General features: G+C 35.7%; 15 protein-coding genes and 1 pseudogene. 5 read left to right on the forward strand and 11 right to left on the reverse strand.

All coding sequences use genetic code 11. From position 1 onward, the window contains the following. Nucleotides 1-9: 9 nt before the first annotated feature. Together H602_RS19930 and H602_RS19935 are read left to right on the forward strand one after the other, a co-directional pair. The gene (locus H602_RS19930) at nucleotides 10-168 is read left to right on the forward strand and encodes a lmo0937 family membrane protein (protein ID WP_157505041.1); all 159 of its coding nucleotides are present in this window, start codon (nucleotides 10-12) and stop codon (nucleotides 166-168) included. A 220-nt stretch (nucleotides 169-388) separates the two neighbouring features. Next, nucleotides 389-559, forward strand: a complete 171-nt coding sequence (locus tag H602_RS19935; RefSeq protein ID WP_157505043.1) for a lmo0937 family membrane protein — start codon at nucleotides 389-391, stop codon at nucleotides 557-559. Nucleotides 560-709: 150 nt separating this feature from the next. On the opposite strand, the gene H602_RS0111280 is transcribed toward H602_RS19935, so the two are convergent. From H602_RS0111280 to H602_RS0111305, 7 genes and pseudogenes are all read right to left on the reverse strand, one after another. Continuing rightward, entirely contained in the window at nucleotides 710-2,515 is a 1,806-nt protein-coding gene (locus tag H602_RS0111280; RefSeq protein ID WP_026978089.1) for an acyl-CoA dehydrogenase family protein, read from the reverse strand. A gap of 67 nt (nucleotides 2,516-2,582) precedes the next feature. Beyond that, a pseudogene (locus tag H602_RS19665) lies at nucleotides 2,583-2,933 on the reverse strand (four helix bundle protein). 98 nt (nucleotides 2,934-3,031) lie between these two features. After that, nucleotides 3,032-4,213, reverse strand: coding sequence for an acetyl-CoA C-acyltransferase (locus tag H602_RS0111285; protein WP_026978090.1), 1,182 nt, complete (start codon nucleotides 4,211-4,213; stop codon nucleotides 3,032-3,034). Between the two features lie 114 nt (nucleotides 4,214-4,327). Beyond that, nucleotides 4,328-4,693: a four helix bundle protein gene (locus H602_RS0111290; protein WP_026978091.1), complete on the reverse strand. Its 366-nt coding sequence runs from the start codon at nucleotides 4,691-4,693 to the stop codon at nucleotides 4,328-4,330. Nucleotides 4,694-4,792: 99 nt separating this feature from the next. Beyond that, the gene (locus H602_RS0111295) at nucleotides 4,793-7,183 is read right to left on the reverse strand and encodes a 3-hydroxyacyl-CoA dehydrogenase/enoyl-CoA hydratase family protein (protein ID WP_026978092.1); all 2,391 of its coding nucleotides are present in this window, start codon (nucleotides 7,181-7,183) and stop codon (nucleotides 4,793-4,795) included. Nucleotides 7,184-7,210: 27 nt separating this feature from the next. Further along, a complete protein-coding gene (locus H602_RS0111300) occupies nucleotides 7,211-7,651 on the reverse strand; it encodes a MarR family winged helix-turn-helix transcriptional regulator (protein ID WP_026978093.1) in 441 nt (146 codons plus the stop codon). A 353-nt stretch (nucleotides 7,652-8,004) separates the two neighbouring features. Continuing rightward, nucleotides 8,005-8,637, reverse strand: a complete 633-nt coding sequence (locus H602_RS0111305) for an SDR family oxidoreductase (protein ID WP_026978094.1) — start codon at nucleotides 8,635-8,637, stop codon at nucleotides 8,005-8,007. Nucleotides 8,638-8,841: 204 nt separating this feature from the next. Between H602_RS0111305 and H602_RS0111310 the strand changes: the two genes are divergently transcribed. Continuing rightward, complete coding sequence (locus tag H602_RS0111310; RefSeq protein WP_026978095.1) at nucleotides 8,842-9,663, forward strand: alpha/beta hydrolase; 822 nt, start codon at nucleotides 8,842-8,844, stop codon at nucleotides 9,661-9,663. Nucleotides 9,664-9,923: 260 nt separating this feature from the next. On the opposite strand, the gene H602_RS0111315 is transcribed toward H602_RS0111310, so the two are convergent. After that, on the reverse strand, nucleotides 9,924-12,416 hold the full coding sequence (locus H602_RS0111315; RefSeq protein ID WP_026978096.1) for an ABC transporter permease: 2,493 nt from the start codon (nucleotides 12,414-12,416) through the stop codon (nucleotides 9,924-9,926). 44 nt (nucleotides 12,417-12,460) lie between these two features. After that, complete coding sequence (locus H602_RS0111320; RefSeq protein WP_026978097.1) at nucleotides 12,461-13,150, reverse strand: ABC transporter ATP-binding protein; 690 nt, start codon at nucleotides 13,148-13,150, stop codon at nucleotides 12,461-12,463. Between the two features lie 24 nt (nucleotides 13,151-13,174). On the opposite strand from H602_RS0111320, the gene H602_RS0111325 reads away from it, so the two are divergent. Further along, nucleotides 13,175-13,921, forward strand: coding sequence for an arylesterase (locus H602_RS0111325; protein ID WP_026978098.1), 747 nt, complete (start codon nucleotides 13,175-13,177; stop codon nucleotides 13,919-13,921). Between the two features lie 189 nt (nucleotides 13,922-14,110). Here H602_RS0111325 and H602_RS0111330 read toward each other — a convergent pair whose 3' ends face one another. Continuing rightward, on the reverse strand, nucleotides 14,111-14,548 hold the full coding sequence (locus tag H602_RS0111330; RefSeq protein WP_026978099.1) for a hypothetical protein: 438 nt from the start codon (nucleotides 14,546-14,548) through the stop codon (nucleotides 14,111-14,113). Between the two features lie 77 nt (nucleotides 14,549-14,625). After that, on the reverse strand, nucleotides 14,626-16,398 hold the full coding sequence (locus H602_RS0111335; protein WP_026978100.1) for an AMP-dependent synthetase/ligase: 1,773 nt from the start codon (nucleotides 16,396-16,398) through the stop codon (nucleotides 14,626-14,628). A gap of 135 nt (nucleotides 16,399-16,533) precedes the next feature. Here H602_RS0111335 and H602_RS0111340 point away from each other — a divergent pair, with 135 nt between their 5' ends. Continuing rightward, nucleotides 16,534-18,453, forward strand: coding sequence for an LTA synthase family protein (locus tag H602_RS0111340; RefSeq protein WP_026978101.1), 1,920 nt, complete (start codon nucleotides 16,534-16,536; stop codon nucleotides 18,451-18,453). The last annotated feature ends 133 nt before the right edge of the window (nucleotides 18,454-18,586 follow it).

The following is an 18,586-nucleotide window of genomic DNA, read 5'->3' on the forward strand; positions in this document are numbered from 1 at the left end:
AAAAAAGCTATGGGAAATTTATTGTACACAATCGCAGTTATTCTGATTATTATTTGGGCTATCTCATTTTTGGGAGGTTTTGTAACAGGTGGAATTATACACGTACTACTTGTAATTGCAGTTATCGCAGTTATTTTAAGAGTGATTCAAGGTAAAAAACCTTTGTAAAAATATCAAAATTTTGTTTTAAATTGTTTTTGGTGAGACGGCCCTTTGAACTTTCAAAGGGTCGTTTTTTTTATATTGATGTTTGCAAGTAATTATGAATCATTTAATTGTATAACATAAATTAAATATTCTGTAAGTTAAAACTTTTAATCTTAGACTAATTTAGTACTAATAAAAAAAACAAATTTTTTTAAGATTAACCAATAAAAAAAAACAAGTCATGGGAAATTTACTTTACACAATCGCAGTTATTTTAGTTATCATTTGGGCATTAGGTTTTTTTGGTGTTTTAGGCGCTGGAATTGCTACAGGAGGGTTAATACACATTCTGCTAGTAATAGCTGTTATTATGATATTATTGCGTTTAATTTCTGGAAGAAAACCATTGTAGTCTGAGATTAAACTTAGCATTACTTCATTAAAGCCGCTGTCTAGTTTGACAGCGGCTTTTTTTTGTACCAAAATGTTTACCAAAATAAAAACGCCTTTAGACGAATCCAAGGCGTTTTCAAACAAACAAACTAAAAACCATTATACTTTGTTAAAAACAATATTCATTTTCTGCAACCAATTTAGCTGCGATAATTTCGCGTAAAGCAACCACATTTGGTAGTGTATTGTACTTTGTAAAACGACGTAAACCCATTAACATCATGCGTTGTTCATCACCTTCAGAGAATGAAGCAATGCCTTCTTTTCCTTTTGTGTTGATAATATCAACTGCTTGGTATAAGTACAATTGAGCCATTGCAATTTGCTCCTTGATGTTTTCTTGTCCTTTCGATTTCGCTAATTTTTCTGTTCTTAAAATGGTCGATTCTGCCATATAGATTTCTATCAAAATATCAGCGGCAGCCATTAATAACTGTTGATGTTCATCTAAATCTGGACCGTATTTTTGAACCGCTGAACCCGCAACCATCAAGAATACTTTTTTCAATTTCGCAACCATTGCTTTTTCTTCTGCAAATAATTCAGAATAATCTGGTATATCAAAATCAGGAATACCCATTAATTCTTCAGCTACTTTTGTTGCAGGACCAAGTAAATCAACATGTCCTTTCATTGCTTTTTTAACAAGCATTCCAACAGAAAGCATTCTATTAATTTCATTTGTACCTTCGTAAATTCGAGCAATTCGAGCATCACGCCATGCACTTTCCATTGGTGTATCTTCTGAAAAGCCCATACCTCCAAGAACTTGGATTCCTTCATCAGCACAATTTTGAACATCTTCTGAAATAGCTACTTTTAAAATCGAACATTCGATAGCAAATTCTTCAACGCCTTTTAATTCTGCTTCTTGGTGAGACAAACCTTCAGCTACTCGAGCTTCAATTCGTTCTTCCACTGCTTTTGCGGCACGATAAGCGGCACTTTCACCTGCGTAAGTTGAAGTTGCCATTTCTGCTATCTTGTAACGAATGGCTCCAAATTGTGCGATTGGTGTATTAAATTGTACACGTTCGTTGGCATATTTCACAGATTCTGTAGTCACACGACGTTGAGCGTCAAGACATGCAGCACCTAATTTAATTCGACCTACATTCAAAGCATTCATGGCGATTTTAAAACCATTTCCTCTTTCAGAAAGCATGTTTTCAACGGGAACTTTTGTCTCATTAAAAAATACTTGACGAGTAGAAGAAGCCCGAATTCCTAATTTGTGTTCTTCTTCATTCATTGAAATTCCGTTTGAAGGGTCGTTTTCAACAATGAAACCAGTAATATTTTTGTCGTCACCAATTCTAGCAAAAACGATGAACAAACTACAGAATCCTGCATTTGAAATCCACATTTTTTGCCCTGTAATCAAGTAGTGTTTACCATCTTCAGACAAAACAGCTTTAGTTTTTCCAGAATTCGCATCCGAACCAGCACCTGGTTCTGTCAAACAATACGCTCCAAACCATTCGCCTGATGCTAATTTAGGAACGTATTTTTGTTTTTGTTCTTCAGTTCCATAAAGCGTAATTGGCATCGTTCCAATACCAGTATGTGCTCCAAAAGCTGTTGAAAACGAACCTGTCGCTCCAGAAATGTAATCACAAACTAGCATCGTAGAAACAAATCCCATTCCCAATCCACCGTAGGCTTCAGGAACAGCAACACCAAGCAAACCAAGTTCACCTGCCTTTTTCATACATTGCTCAGTAAATGCGTAGTCTTTGTTTTCAAAGCGGCTTTTGTTAGGCCAAATTTCTTTGTCTACAAATTCTTTCACCATCGATTTCATCATCAATTGCTCTTCAGAGAAATCTTCTGGTGTAAAGATGTCTTCGCATTTTGTTTCTTTTACTAAAAACTGTCCTCCACGAGTGACGTTTTTATCATTTGTTTCAGCCATTTTGTTTATTTTTAATTGTTAGAAAAAAGAATATAGAGTATAGAAAATAGAAGATGTAGTGCAAAAGTTACTTCAATCCATTTTGAAATGACATAGTCATTCTTTGAAACTCTTCTATTTTTAGTTCTAATGTGTTAAATTGTTGTTCGTTAATATATTTTCGGTGTTTTGCAACCAATAATTGTGTAATTAATTCAAAAGATGAACCGAGAGAAATGTCGAGAAAGTGACTAAAAGATTTATCAGTTCTGGCAGAACCTTAGGCAATATTACTAGGCATTGAAACCGAACATCTGCTTATTTGCGAAGCTAAATCATATCGTTTATGCTTTGGAAAATCGACTAAAACATCAGAAATTTCATTTGCAATCAAAATACCAATTTGCCAGATTTTTAATTTCTTATAATTATGTCGCATTGGCTTATATTTTGAATCTGTATTATCTACTCTATTTTCTTTGCTCTATTCTCTATATTCTATTCTCTATATTCTATATTCTATATTCTATATTCTTTCTATAAAACTTCATAAACTCCAGCAGCACCCTGACCGGTTCCAACACACATAGTTACAATTCCGTATTTGTTTCCTCGGCGTTTCATTTCGTCAAATAATTGAACAGATAACTTCGCTCCAGTACAACCTAATGGGTGCCCCATTGCAATAGCACCACCGTTTACGTTTACGATATCTTGTTTCAAACCAAGTTCGCGAATTACAGCTAATGACTGAGAAGCAAAAGCTTCATTTAACTCAATCAGGTCAATATCATTCAAACGCAATCCAGCTTTAGCCAATGCTTTTGGAATTGCTTTTACCGGTCCAATTCCCATTATTCTTGGTTCAACTCCAGCGGCTGCATAACTTACCATTCGTGCGATTGGCTCAAGATTTAACTCCTTAACCATTTCTTCCGACATAATTAGTACGAACGCAGCTCCATCACTCATTTGTGAAGATGAACCTGCTGTAACGCTTCCGTCAGCTGCAAAAACTGGTCTTAATTTTGCCAAAACTTCTAAGGAAGTATCGGCTCTTGGACCTTCGTCTTTATTTACAACATAAGAACGAGTTGCTTTTTTACCATTTTCATCCACGTAAGTTTCCTCCACAGTAATCGGAACAATTTGCTTGTCGAATTTTCCATCCACTTGAGCTTTCAATGCTTTTTGATGTGAATTGAACGAGAACAAATCTTGGTCTTCACGAGAAACGTTGTATTTCTTAGCAACCGCTTCTGCAGTCAGCCCCATTCCCCAATAATAATCTTCATTTCCTTCTTTTGCAACGGCATAATCAGGAACCGGTTTGTAACCACCCATTGGGATAAAACTCATACTTTCTGCACCACCTGCGATAATACAATCCGACATTCCGGATTGGATTTTTGCTGTAGCCATCGCGATCGTTTCAATTCCTGACGCACAATATCTATTTACTGTAACTCCAGGAACATCATCTACTTTTAATCCCATTAGGGAGATTAATCGTCCCATGTTCAATCCTTGTTCTGCTTCAGGCATGGCATTTCCAACCATAACATCGTCAATTCTGTGTTTGTCCAATTGAGGCACTTCATTCATAATGTATTGAATGGTTTCTGCCGCCAATTCATCAGGTCTTTTAAATCTGAAGACTCCTTTCGGAGCTTTTCCTACTGCGGTTCGGTAGGCTTTTACTATATATGCTGTTTTCATGTGAAAAGTATTAAGATGGAAGTATTAAGTATTAAGACTAAGAATGTATTAAGATTAAGGTATTAAGTATTAAGACCAAAATCACTACTATAAAAATTATATTTTTTAATACCTCTATTCATTTGTATTTATTTTTAATGTTTTTTGAAAAGCGAAATTCATGTTTGAAACTTCCACTAATTGATTTATGATTGGTTGTATTGTTTCTTCTTGTATAAGTTTTAATCTTTTTGCTAATAGCAATTGAGTAATTAATTCGAAGGTAGAACCATTAGATATTCCTAAAAATTGTACAAATTCTTTATTGTGATTTCGTCCAGCACCTTCTGCAATATTGGAGGGAATAGAAACGGCACATTTTTTAATTTGGTGAATCAAATTGAATTTTTCGTCATCAGGAAGGAGTAGAGCTACTTCATAAACTTTCACGGCAATATCCATTGCTTTCTGCCAAATTTTTAATTTTTCGAAACTGTGCATATTTTTAATTTTAGATGTTACTTCCTTCAACTTTAAACTATTATCTATTCGAATCTTATCCCTCACTCAATCTTAATACTTAATACTCAAATCTTAATACTAGTTTCTAAGTGGCTTACCTTTCGTCAACATATGCTGAATTCTCTCCAAAGTCTTTCTTTCTGTGCAAAGCGATAAGAATGCTTCTCTTTCTAAATCCAATAAATATTGTTCGGTTACCATAGTCGCTTCGGATAAATCACCACCTGCCATAACATAGGCTAGTTTGTTGGCTATCTTTTTATCGTGTTCGGAGATGTAACTTCCGGCTTGCATTTGGTCGGTTCCAACTAAGAACATTCCAAGGGCTTGTTTACCCAAAACTTTAACGTCTTTTCGTTTTACGGGTTGCGTGTAACCTGCATTTGCCATAAGTAAAGCGTGTTGTTTGGCTTCCGCTAATTGTCTGTCTTTGTTGACAACCACGATGTCTTTACCGTGCTGTAATATTCCTAAATCATACGCTTCATATGCAGAAGTCGAGACTTTTGCCATAGCTACAGTTAAGAAGTATTCTTGCAAAACATTTAACTCTACGTCATTTTTCCTGAATAAATCAGAAGCTCTTAAAGCCATTTCTTTAGAACCACCTCCGCCAGGAATTACTCCAACACCAAATTCGACTAATCCAATATAGGTTTCTGCAGCAGCAACTACTTTATCAGCATGCATGCTCATTTCGCAACCACCACCAAGCGCCATTCCGTGTGGTGCAACTACTACAGGGATTCCTGAGTAACGCACTCGCATCATCGTGTCTTGAAACATTTTGATTGCCATATTTAATTCTTCGTATTCTTGCTCGACTGCCATCATGAATATCATTCCGATATTGGCACCGACTGAGAAATTTGGTGCTTGATTTCCAATCACCAATCCACCGAATTCTTTTTCTGCTAAATCAATCGCTTTGTTAATTCCTTGAAGGACATCGCCACCGATGGTATTCATTTTGGATTGAAATTCTAAATTCAAAATTCCATCTCCGATATCTTCAATTACAACGCCACTATTACTCCATACTTTTTTGCTTTCGCGGATGTTATTTAGAATAATAAATGCGTCTTGTCCTGGGATTTTCTTTTGTGATTTGGAAGCAATGTCATAGTAATAAGTCGCTCCTTCTTTCACAGAATAAAAAGTTTTATTTCCAGAGGCTAACATTTCAGTAACCCAAGCGGCTGGTTCTTTTCCTTCGGCTTGCATTAATTCGATACCTTTTTCAACCCCAACGGCATCCCAAATTTCGAATGGACCATTTTCCCAACCGAAACCGGCTTTCATGGCATCGTCAATTTTATATAAATCGTCAGTGATTTCTGGAATTCTATTGGCTACATAGGCAAACATGCCACTGAAGTCTTTTCTGTAAAATTCACCAGCTTTGTCGGTACCTGTAACTAGTATTTTAAAGCGATTGATTGGTTTATCAATGCCTTTGGTCAATTCAAGTGTTGCGAATGAGGCTTTCTTTTGAGCTCGGTATTCTAACGTGTTTAGGTCTAACGCTAAGATGTCTTTACCTTCTTTTTTGTAAAAACCTTGCCCCGATTTGCTACCCAACCATTTCTTATCCATCATCATTGTGATGAAATTGGGAAGTGCAAATAAATCGTGTGCTTCATCTTTAGGAACGCCTTGGTGTAAACCATTGGCAACATGTACTAAAGTATCAAGTCCAACGACATCTACGGTTCTGAAGGTTGCAGACTTTGGTCGGCCAATAACTGGGCCTGTAAGTTTATCAATTTCTTCAACGGTGAAACCCATTTCTTTTACATTGTGAAACATGCTCATGATTCCGAAGATTCCGATTCTGTTTCCAATAAAAGCGGGTGTGTCTTTAGCAATTACCGAAGTTTTTCCTAAGTATTTCTCACCGTATTCATTCAAGAAATCAAGGACTTCCGAAGTCGTTTCTGGACCTGGGATGATTTCAAACAATTTTAAGTAACGGGCTGGATTAAAGAAGTGTGTTCCGCAGAAGTGTTTCTGGAAATCTTCACTTCGGCCTTCACTCATAAAATGTATCGGAATACCAGATGTGTTTGACGTAATTAAGGTGCCCGGTTTACGGTATTTTTCAATTTGTTCAAATACTTGTTTCTTGATGTCCAAGCGTTCTACCACCACTTCAATAATCCAATCAGCATCTTTAATCTTTGCTAAATCATCTGTTGTGTTTCCTGTCGTGATGCGTTGTGCAAAACTGGGGTGGTAAATAGGAGAGGGCTTCGATTTTAAAGCAAAGGCCAAGTGGTCGTTAACCATTCTATTTCTAACCGCTTTACTTTCTAAAGTCAATCCCTTTTTTTGTTCGGCTTCCGTTAATTCGCGGGGTACAATGTCCAGGAGTAGCACTTCCACGCCAATATTGGCAAAATGGCAAGCAATGCCTGAACCCATTATTCCTGAACCAATGACTGCCACTTTTTTAATCAGTCGTTTCATTATATGCATGTTTTTATAGTATTGTGTTTATTTTTCTAGAAATATATTTTTATCGGCGATCAAATCATTTATAGTTTCTGAAACTTCCATAAAGTGAAGCAACTTTTCGGGTGAAATATTATTTTTGATGGTTTCATTAAATTTCAAAACCGTATTTTTAGAGAGCTCTCTTTTTTCTTTACCAAATGCGGTGAGATAAATCAAAACACCTCTACCGTCGTCTGGATTTTTCTTTCGAATAATAAGTCCGCGTTCCTCCATGGACTTCAAAGTCCTTGTTAAACTTGTCGCTTCCATTCCCATTTTTGGACCTAAAGCCGTTGAGGGTGTTCCCTTTTCTTTGTCAATGCTCAACAGTACAAATCCCGTAGCCATGGTAGCACCATATTTACTAGCTTCTTCGTTATACATTCTTGAAACAGCTTGCCATGTGGCGCGGAGAACGTAATCAATTGTTTTGTCTTTCATCTATATAATGCTAGCTTCAAATCTGCTGAAAAATTATCTTCAAATGAATTGAATTGCTATTATTCTTAAATTATTACTATATTCGGTGTGCTATTAGTTTATTATTATATATATTTATATAAAAATTCTAAATTCAAATATACATAAAAATAGTATGCATGCATAGTAAATTATATAAAATTTTTATTATTTAACAATTTCGTAAAATTGAATCTTTGAGCACCGAATTCAATTTGGCTTAAAACAAAAAACTGAAGCACATCTGTTATTAGATTAATACTTCAGTTTTTAGTTGTATTGCTTAGTTTCTTCCAATTTAATGCTATAAAGTGCAGAAGATCCTTCCAAATGGTTTAGCTCACTTTTTCTAAAGCTTTTTTAATCAATGTTTCTCCTTTGATAATTTCAAAAGTGGCATCAGTTGCAACTTGGTCATATAAACTTTCCACTAAAGTTTGGGCAACGTCAGTACGACTAATTTCACCTCTTTTATTTAATTTATTTTCAAGTTCGATGGTTTCCAACTGTGTTTCATTCGTTAAAGAACCTGGTCTAACGATGCTGTAATTCAATCCACTCGACTTTAGGTATTCGTCTGCATTGTGTTTAGCTTTTAAAAATTCTTGCAATTCAGAAGCTTTCTCTGGCGCGTCGGCACCCATTGAACTCAGCATTACAAATTTCTTAACAGTTGCTTTTTTAGCGGCATCAATTAGATTTTTGGCGCCTTCTTGATCTACTTCAATTACTTTTTTACCGCCTGAACCTGCTGCAAAAATAACTCTGTCAATAGAATGTTTAAAGACAGCATCTAAATTACCCTCTAAGTCAGCTAGAATTACATCAACTTTGTGCTCCGAAAAGTAACTTTTTTGCTCCTCCTTTCGAACCATTGCAATCGGATTAAAATTAGAGGATTGTTTTAAAATTGAAATTATTTTTTTTCCTGTGGTGCCGTTTGCACCTGCTACTAATATATTTTCCATAACTTAAAATTACAAAATTTGCTATGTACTGGAACTAAGAACTAGTGTGTTTAACTTAATTTTAAGTCATGGTGTTGGAATACAATACTATAAATTAATAGAAGTAGAAGAATTGACGTAAATAAATTTTTGCAATCTTGTAACCTAATTTTAATAATATAGATCCTTTACTACTCAATTTCTCGTATATTACAATAAAAACCTATGCGCTATTTATTGATAATTTCAATAGTGCTTGCTTTATCGAGCTGCAGTACTATAAAATTTAAGAATATTACTTACACAACATCAGTTCAAAATAAGCCCCTGAAACTAAATGTTTTTGTACCTCGAAAAATGAACGGGAAGAAGTTGCCTGTTTTGGTCTATGTACATGGCGGAAATTGGAACACGGGAAACAAAAATATATACGGATTTTTCGGTCGAAATTTTGCTAAGAAAGATGTGATCACCGTTATTCCAAGTTACACGTTGAGTCCAGAGGCCGATTATGATCAGATGGCGGCTGAAATTGCAACTGCGATCAAATGGGTGGAAACTGATATTGAAACGTACGGTGGTAATCCTGAAAAACTATTTGTCACAGGACATTCCGCAGGTGGACACTTAGTGGCTTTGGCTGCAATGAATCCGAAATATGGAGTACCGGAAGGCACCGTTTCTGGAATTATCCTGAACGATGCGGCGGGATTGGATATGAAACATTATTTAGAACAGATTCCACCAACAGACACTAACGATTATTTGACTACTTGGACCAACGACCCACAGGAATGGAAAAATGCGTCGCCAATCTATTTCTTAAATGATAAAACGCCTCCTTTTTTAATTTATGTAGGTACCAAAACTTATCCTTCTATAAAAGTTGCAAATGAGCGTTTTGTAAAAGAACTCAATCAGTACCAAAAAGACGTGACACCGATTTTAGTTAAAAAGAAACACATTCCGATGATTTTGCAATATTTCTGGCCATGGAATGATCGAATTGATGAGACTGTAGATTTTATGAAGCGAGTTGCAAACTGAAAATTTACTTCTCTACAGAGCTATTTAAAAAATGTATTTTTTGAATTAAGTTTGAAAAATATCTATGACGATTAAACTACAGATTCATAAACAATACTTCTTGGTTACCTTTTAGCATAAGGAAGTGTCCAAAAATACCAAATCAGATACCTAGTCAATTGAATTGCAATACTAACCTCGCTGAAAAGTAAAAGTGTCAATCATCCTGTTTTTCGTTTTTAATACTATTAAAATCAAGATGATTGACAATTTATATTTGTTTATAGCTCTTTCCGTAAAACCTCCAATGGCGAATTTTGTAACACTGATTTTAAATTACTTAAGCCAATTAATACTACCAATACTGTAATTCCAGGTATAAAAATTAAAAAGGGAATGACAGACGGTATAAATGGCTGTTTGAACAAAAACAGCGCAAGTAATTGACTTCCAATTAAGGATAGTAAAACCCCTGTTAAACTTCCTAACAGTCCTAAATATACATATTCTAAGGCTGTTATTTGTACTATTTGCTTGCTTTTTGCACCTAAAGTTCGCAGTAAAACACTTTCCTTGATTCTTTGATATTTGCTATTTCTAACCGAACCTACAAGAACAATTAATCCTGTTAGGATACTAAAGAACGCCATAAAGTTAATGACCCATGAAATTTTATCTAGAATATCTTCTACGATGGTAAACACTTGACGTAAATCGAGTATCGTGACATTGGGATAGTGTACGACCAAATCCCGTTGCAATTCGGCAGAACTTTCTTTGTTAGGAACATACGTTGTCATCACATTAAATTGAGGTGCATTTTCTAAGACGCCGCTTGGAAATAAAACCATAAAATTAATTTGCAAACTCGTCCAATCCACTTTCCGAATACTACTTACATAAGTTTCCATTAGAACACCTTGCACGTTAAAAACAACTGCATCGCCCAACTTTAATCCTGCATCTTCGGCCATATTATCTGAAATAGAAATCGGAATGGGTTTTCCAAGTACCGCTGTTCCAATCCAATCTCCTTCTACTATTTCTTCGGTTTCCGTTAAGGAATCGCGGTAGGTGACTCTAAACTCTCTATTCAAAACCCATTTTCTCATGTTAATGGTTGTATCCTGACGCATTTCGTTTACCGATCTGCCACGAATGCGTTCCATTCTCATTGTGATGATAGGAACATTAGCAATAACTTCTAAACCTTTGCTTTCAAATGTTTGCAACAACGCTGCCTCTTGTTCGGCTTGCACATCAAGTAAAATGATGTTGGCGTCATTTTTTTTATTTTCTATAGTAGTTTTAGCTAATAAAATATCTTTTGTAAAATATAACGTACTGATTAAAAATGTACCTAAACCAATAGCCAAAACAAGCACCATCGTTTGATTATTAGGTCGAAATAAGTTCAGTAAACTCTGCCGTTTGGTATAACCCCAAGAAGTGGGAAAAAATTTTTTAATCGCCTGAATGAATAATTGAGCCACACCTGCCATAATTGCGAGCGTGATGAAAATTCCAGCCGTAAAAATCATTCCATCAGCAGCATCTTTCAGCATCCAAAACGAGAAAAGAAATATAAAAAGCACAATGGTGAAGTAAACGGTAATACGTGCAAATTTTGGTTTTTTCAAATTATCTTCCGCACCTCTTAAAACTTCTAACGGTGCCACATACCAAGTGCCCAACAACGGTAATAACGCAAACAGTACTGACATAAGTACACCCAAAGCAATACCCATAATTAAAGGTTGAATGGATATAATTATTTCAATGTCAAATGGTAAAAAGTCTTGTAAAATATAAGGAAAAGCAAATTGTAAGCCCGTTCCAATCCCAGAACCGATAACGCCACCTATAAAGCCAATGCTAATGATTTGAAGCAGGTAAATCAGAAAGGCTTGTGTTCTAGATGCACCTAAACATTTTAAAACCGCCACACTTTTTAATTTTTCCTTAATATAAATATGAACCGAACTAGCAATACCAATGCAACCGAGTAATAATGCGATGAAAGCAACTAAATTTAAAAACCGACTGACATTATCGTATCGTTTTCCTAAGTTTTCGCTGGTGCTGACATGCGTGTCTAGATCAGCATTCTCAGCATTTAAAATCGGATTCAGTTTTTCAGTCAATGCAGTTAAGTTCGTTTCAGGTGCATTAAAAAAATACTGGTATTCTTTTCTACTTCCCAATTGCAACAAGTTGGTTTTTTCTAATAATGAGAAGGGAATTAAAACAGTTGGCGTTACAGAAGATGAAATTGCTGTGCTTCCTGGAATGGATTGCAGCGCACCAATCACTGGAAGTGTCAAGTCGCCTATTTTTATAGAATCGCCTGCTGTAATATTATATTGTAAAAGCAATGTCGCATCCACCAAAGCGCCTTTTAAACTTTGATAGGTTGCACCTGCTTTAGCGGGTTCACTTGCAATGGTACCATAAAATGGAAATGGCCCTTCCATAGCGCGAACTTTTACTAATTTTGTTCCGCCATTTTTTGGAAAAGCGGCCATTGAAGCAAAGTTGACTTCCATAGCATCGGCTCCCAAAGAGTCTACAATGGCGAGAACTTTCTTAGACGGCTCTTGTTTACTGTCTATAATAAAATCGGCACCCATTAGCGATTTTGACTGCTTCTGGATATTTTGCTTTAAGTTTTCGCTAAAAAGTTGGATGGAAACTACTGCGGCAATACCTAAAATTATGGACGCCATAAAAAGCAGCAAACGCGAAAGACTTGCTCTACCGTCCCGCCATGCCATTTTTAAAAGCCATTTGAAATTCAATTTTGGAGTAGTCGCATTCATTAAACAGTTGTCGTTTTTTCGTTTGAGATAATTTTTCCACCTTTTAAGCGTAGAATTTGCTGCGTTCGATTGGCTAAATCTAAATCGTGGGTGATAATTACTAGTGTGGTACCCGCTTCCTTATTGAGCTCAAAAAGCAACTGAATGACTTTTTCGCCCGTTTCCTCATCTAAATTTCCGGTAGGTTCATCTGCAAATAAAATTGAGGGTTTGTTTGAAAAGGCTCGTGCCAAAGCCACTCGTTGTTGTTCGCCTCCGGATAATTGAGACGGATAATGGTGCAAACGATCGCCCAGTCCCACTTTTTCTAACAAAGCAATTCCAGATTTTGCTGCATTTTTTTCACCTTGTAATTCTAACGGAACAATCACGTTTTCTAACGCAGTTAAAGTGGGCAACAATTGAAAATTCTGAAAGATAAAACCAACTTCTTTGTTTCGCAAAGCAGCACGTTCATCTTCATTCAAATCTTCTAAACGTGTGCCACACAATTCAATACTACCTGATGTGGGATAATCTAAACCTGCACAAAGTCCCAATAACGTAGTTTTTCCGCTTCCGGAAGGACCTACAATGGAGAAAATACAACCCTTTTCTACTTCAAAAGAGATATTGCTAATTACTGTTAATTTTTTAGAACCACTGGTATAAGTTTTCTCTAAATCATTAATCTTTAATATATTTGACATTCTTTACTAAATTTTTTATAGAACATGATTATTCCGAAAAATAAACAATTGATACTAAATACCACAACTACAACTCTAAAGATTTTCACAAAACTTTCGCGCGTTTTTTTATTGCTTTTGTTAGTGGCTTGCAAGTCTGATAATTCAGAAAAAATAAGTGTTTCACAAACTGCAGTTTCTGAAAATTCGGCAGAAGAAACAAGCACAAGTAGTGCAAAAAAAATTATATTTTTTGGAGATAGTTTGACTGCAGGTTATGGTTTAGACGATGTTGATGAAGCATTTCCAGGAATCATTCAGGGTAAAATTGATGCTTTAGATTTGGACTACACCGTCGTCAATTCTGGTGTAAGTGGCGAAACGACTTCTGGCGGTAAAAACAGAATTGAATGGGTTTTAAATGATGAACCCAGCATCTTTGTATTAGAATTAGGTGCAAATGACGGCTTGAGAGGTGTGCCGTTGCAAGAGACAACAAATAATTTGCAGTTTATAATAGATGCGGTTCATAACAAATATCCTACGTCTAAAATTATAATAGCCGGAATGCAACTTCCTCCCAACATGGGTCAAAAATATACTACAGAATTTAAAAATTTGTTTTCATCATTGGCAGAAAAAAACAAGTTGCAGTTAGTTCCATTTTTACTTGAAAATGTAGGAGGTATCGCTACTTTAAATCAATCGGATGGCATTCACCCAACAAAGGAAGGACACCAAATATTGGCTACAAACGTTTGGAATGTCTTACAACCTCTTTTAGAAAAATAAGATTCAGAGTACAATTTACGTTCATTTAGCAAATAGAAATAGTATATTAGTATAAAAAAATTCAGCTAAAATGATGCTTATATGCAACACATTAGCTGAATTTATAATAGAAACAGGAATTCTATTTACTTCCTTTTTTGTACTATAAAAAATACAGAAAAGTAATTGATTTACTAGACGTACTAGTATTTATTCCTTATTCAATCCTGTAAATTCCCGATATTCTTTTCCCAAGGGAACCATACATTTTACGTCATTTTCATTGATGTACCATTCAAGACAATATCCGTGTGGATCTACTTCATGTTGTTTCAACAGTAACGAAAAAGCGTGTCGGATGCTGTCCGGATTTTCGGCGTAATTGTAAATGTAAAAAGTATTGTACGGTCCATTCTTGATGACAAAAGTTTCTAATCCAGGCATACTTTCGCCCTCCATAATTTCGGCTGCTGCTTTATAGATTATGATACCGTTGTGATCCGGATACGATATCCCGAAATAATCACGACGGCCATTTTGTGGCAGTAATGCTTGAAGTTGTTCATGTGCGGCTGCAATTCCTTCTGGGAAACTTTCTGCCGTTACGCAATACGTTGCTACATCTTTTTGAAAGTTATAATTTTCCATTTTTATTTATTGTTGTCAGTTTTCAGTATCCGAAATATCAGTTTATAAACGGTGTACTGTATTTTGTTTTTGATTTTTTAGTTTGTGTAAATTTTTGCGTATAAATCTTTATAAATTTCCATCATAATTTTACGTTTCAATTTCATCGTTGGCGTAAGTTGACCTCCGTCTACTGTCCATAAATCGGGTGTCAATTCAAAGCGTTTGATTTGTTCCCAATGTCCAAATTTCTTGTTGATTTCGTCCACTTCCTCTTTAAATCGATTTTGGATGGTTTCATTTTGAATCAATTCTTCATTTGTACCAACATTTAAACCTTTTTTCTTCGCCCATTTTTTTACAAATTCAAAATCGGGTTGAATAAAAGCACCTGGCATTTTCTCGCCATCGCCAACCACCATAATTTCGCCAATAAAGCGCGATTGTTTCATCGCGTTTTCAATAAGTTGAGGTGCAATGTACTTTCCACCGGAAGTTTTGAACATCTCTTTCTTACGATCGGTAATTTTTAAAAATCCTTCTGAATCAATTTCACCGATATCTCCAGTATGAAAATAACCGTCCTTAATTGCTTCGTCTGTTTTTTCTTGGTCTTTGAAATACCCCATCATCACATTCGGTCCCTTGCAAAGAATCTCGCCATCTTCGGCAATTTTTACTTCTACATTGTCAATTACTTTACCAACAGTTCCCACCTTGAAACCACGGTTTCGCATATCGTTTACCGCAATTACGGGAGACGTTTCTGTCAAGCCGTAGCCTTCCATTACGGGAATTTCGGCAGCTGCAAAAATTCTACTCAAACGCGGTTGTAATGCCGCACTTCCCGAAACCATTAAATTCAAGTTGCCACCCAAGCCCGCTTTCCACTTACTGAAAATAAGCTTTCGTGCTAATTTCAATTGAGTTTCATACCACCAGCCGTTTTTGCCGTAAGGCTCAAAACGCAGTCCCAAATCAATCGCCCAGAAAAACAAAGCTTTTTTAATACCACTTAAATCCGCTCCTTTTGCATAGATTTTATCATATACTTTTTCTAAGAGCCTTGGTACCGCAGTAATTACATGTGGTTTGGTTTCGTTGAGGTTGTCACTTAATTTATCAATGGATTCTGCAAAATAGATTCCCACGCCATAATACTGATACAAGTAAACCACCATTCTTTCAAAAATGTGGCAAATTGGTAAGAAACTCAAGGCTTTGGTTTTACCGCCTTCAAAGGGAATTCTTTTTTCACTGTTTAATACATCAGAAACAATGTTTTTATGCGAAAGCATTACACCTTTAGGTCGGCCAGTAGTTCCGGAAGTATAAATGATGGTAGCCAAATCTTCTCCAGATACGGCATCTTTAGCAGCATTAACCTCTTCTTGATTGCTTTCATCTTTTCCCAAATCTAGGACTTCCTGCCAATTTTTACAACCAGAAATTGTTTCAAAAGAATATACTTCTTTTAAATTTGGAATATTTTTTCGGATGGCATTTACCTTTTCTAAAACGGTAGTATCGGAAACGAAGCAATATTCAGCCTCCGAATGATTCAATATATACTCATAATCTTCTTCGGAAATGGTAGGATAAACGGGTACATTTTGAGCACCGAGCTGAAGAATTCCTATATCCAGAATATGCCACTCTGTTCTATTGTTCGATGAAATTACGGCTATTTTGGTGTCTCTTTTCACGCCCATTCGCAGCAAGCCGCGCGAAAAAGTATTGGCTAATGAAATATATTCATCGGTGGAAGTTTTAATCCATTCACCATTTTTTTTGGTTACCAAAGCATCGGGAATGTTATGCTTCTGCTGTTGGTGGTACGGAAAGTCGAATAATCGGGTGATGGCAGCCATTGTACATTATTGTTTTTGTTGCATGCAAATTAATTAATAATTATTTCATGCACAATATTTTGCGCTATTATTAGATTTTCCTTATGAAAGATGTAATTTTGCACCCTTTACATGAATAAAAAATCGATAGAAGTTATGCCAAAAATTTTTAGAGGAAATGAATATAAAGTTTTGTTATATAGGCTTTTACTAGCGTATGTTTTTTACTTTTTCGCTCGCTTGCTTTTTTTTATATATAACGCAAGTTTACTGAATATCAGCAGTACATATGAGTTTTTTAGACTTTATTACCACGGTTTAGCCTTTGATACTACTGCAATTTTGTACTCAAACGGATTGTTTATCATCTTGTCGATCATTCCGGCCGTAGTTAATACTAAAAGGAGTTATCAAAACATGCTCTTTTATGTTTATTTTATATGCAATATTACAATTTGGAGTACTAATTTCATAGATTTAATTTACTACCGATTTATTTTTTCGCGGACCACATTTGCTGTAATGGACTCTTTGGAGCACGAGTCGAATAAGATGGTACTTTTTAGTAACTTTTTGGTCAATTATTGGCATGTATTCCTGTTGCTTTTTGTGTTAAGTGCGGGTTGGATTTATTTGTATAAAAAGGTAAAAGTGCGTCCTGAAACCCCTATGATTCATGGTAAATATTTTATTTTTTCGACGGTTGCTTTTTTAGGAATTGTGACATTAGCCATTGGAGGAATACGAGGTGATTTTAAGAAAAGTACGCGTCCAATCAACTTGCTTGACGCCAACAGACATGTGACAAATGTGTCTCAAGGTGATTTTGTGCTCAATACGCCATTTGCAATTATTAGAACGTTGAACGTCAATACATTTAAGAATGTGTACATGGTTTCGGACAAAGACATTGAAACCTATGTGCAACCCATAAAGGAATACCATAACAATCCCGCATCTAAACCTAATGTAGTAGTGTTGATTATGGAAAGCAACGGTCGGGAATACTTTGGAAGTTTTAATAAAAATCAAAATATTCCAGGCTTTAAAGGGTATACTCCTTTTGTAGATTCGTTGGCCCAACACAGTTTAATATTTACCAACGCGTATGCAAATGGTTTTAAATCGATTCACGGAATGTCGTCTATTTTAGCAGGTGTTCCTTCATTTAAAGATGCGTATACCTCATCTGCATTTGTCAAGCAAAAAACGCAGTCCTTGGTTTCCGTTTTAAAAGAGGAAGGGTATGATACCAGCTTCTTTCACGGTGCTCCAAATGGATCAATGGGTTTTCTAGGTTTTGGAAATATTTTGGGGATTGAGCATTATTACGGAAAAACGGAATACAATAATGATGCTGACTTTGACGGTGTTTGGGGAATTTGGGACGAACCGTTCTTCCACTATATGAAAACAGTCTTGGATAAGAAACCACAGCCTTTTATGGCGACTTTATTTTCGGTTTCTTCGCACGAGCCCTACAAAGTACCGGAGAAATATGCGGGAAAATTTCCAAAAGGCGATGTTAATATTCATGAAGGAATTGGATACAGCGATTATGCTTTGCGCCAATTTTTTGCAGCAGCAGAAAAGGAACCTTGGTTCAAGAATACCATTTTTGTATTGGTAGCCGATCATGCGAATACTATTTTTTACGATGAATACCGCAAAGAGTTCATGCGAAACACTGTTCCAATATTGTTTTATACAGCAGACGAACGTTTTAAAGGAGTAAATGACGATTGGGCCCAACAAATTGATATATATCCAACAATTTTGGACATGATTGGATACCAAAAACCGTTTAGAAGTTGGGGAAGGAGTTTGATAAATGAAGGAGGTCAAGAGCCATTTGTAATCAAATTTTCGGCTAATTTGTACCAATACATGAGTGGAAATTACATTTGCACTTTCGATGGTAAAAAAGTGGTTGGCTTTTATGACAAAGACGACAAAGGAATGCTCAATAATTTGATTTCAAAGCGAACACCGGAAATGGAAATTTTAGAAATCAAGGTGAAATCTTTTATACAAGATTATATGAATCGAATTGTGGATAAGAAATTAGATATATAAAATAAAAAAATCCCGTTTTAAACGGGATTTTTTGTGCTATAAAATTTTTACTAAAGAAAAGATTTTAGGTAGGGGAGAAAGTGGTACAGTGCTTGAACAAACTCTTTATTTTCTAACACTAAAATCAATACAT

The sequence above is a fragment of the Flavobacterium tegetincola DSM 22377 genome (assembly GCF_000425485.1).
Lineage (GTDB): Bacteria > Bacteroidota > Bacteroidia > Flavobacteriales > Flavobacteriaceae > Flavobacterium > Flavobacterium tegetincola.

What these genes read in the sequence shown, in the direction of transcription:
- H602_RS19930 (WP_157505041.1), top strand. Translation starts at nt 10, where the DNA reads ATGGGAAATTTATTGTACACAATCGCAGTTATTCTGATTATTATTTGG.
- H602_RS19935 (WP_157505043.1), top strand. Translation starts at nt 389, where the DNA reads ATGGGAAATTTACTTTACACAATCGCAGTTATTTTAGTTATCATTTGG.
- H602_RS0111280 (WP_026978089.1), bottom strand. Translation starts at nt 2,515, where the DNA reads ATGGCTGAAACAAATGATAAAAACGTCACTCGTGGAGGACAGTTTTTA.
- H602_RS0111285 (WP_026978090.1), bottom strand. Translation starts at nt 4,213, where the DNA reads ATGAAAACAGCATATATAGTAAAAGCCTACCGAACCGCAGTAGGAAAA.
- H602_RS0111290 (WP_026978091.1), bottom strand. Translation starts at nt 4,693, where the DNA reads ATGCACAGTTTCGAAAAATTAAAAATTTGGCAGAAAGCAATGGATATT.
- H602_RS0111295 (WP_026978092.1), bottom strand. Translation starts at nt 7,183, where the DNA reads ATGAAACGACTGATTAAAAAAGTGGCAGTCATTGGTTCAGGAATAATG.
- H602_RS0111300 (WP_026978093.1), bottom strand. Translation starts at nt 7,651, where the DNA reads ATGAAAGACAAAACAATTGATTACGTTCTCCGCGCCACATGGCAAGCT.
- H602_RS0111305 (WP_026978094.1), bottom strand. Translation starts at nt 8,637, where the DNA reads ATGGAAAATATATTAGTAGCAGGTGCAAACGGCACCACAGGAAAAAAA.
- H602_RS0111310 (WP_026978095.1), top strand. Translation starts at nt 8,842, where the DNA reads ATGCGCTATTTATTGATAATTTCAATAGTGCTTGCTTTATCGAGCTGC.
- H602_RS0111315 (WP_026978096.1), bottom strand. Translation starts at nt 12,416, where the DNA reads ATGGCATGGCGGGACGGTAGAGCAAGTCTTTCGCGTTTGCTGCTTTTT.
- H602_RS0111320 (WP_026978097.1), bottom strand. Translation starts at nt 13,150, where the DNA reads ATGTCAAATATATTAAAGATTAATGATTTAGAGAAAACTTATACCAGT.
- H602_RS0111325 (WP_026978098.1), top strand. Translation starts at nt 13,175, where the DNA reads ATGATTATTCCGAAAAATAAACAATTGATACTAAATACCACAACTACA.
- H602_RS0111330 (WP_026978099.1), bottom strand. Translation starts at nt 14,548, where the DNA reads ATGGAAAATTATAACTTTCAAAAAGATGTAGCAACGTATTGCGTAACG.
- H602_RS0111335 (WP_026978100.1), bottom strand. Translation starts at nt 16,398, where the DNA reads ATGGCTGCCATCACCCGATTATTCGACTTTCCGTACCACCAACAGCAG.
- H602_RS0111340 (WP_026978101.1), top strand. Translation starts at nt 16,534, where the DNA reads ATGCCAAAAATTTTTAGAGGAAATGAATATAAAGTTTTGTTATATAGG.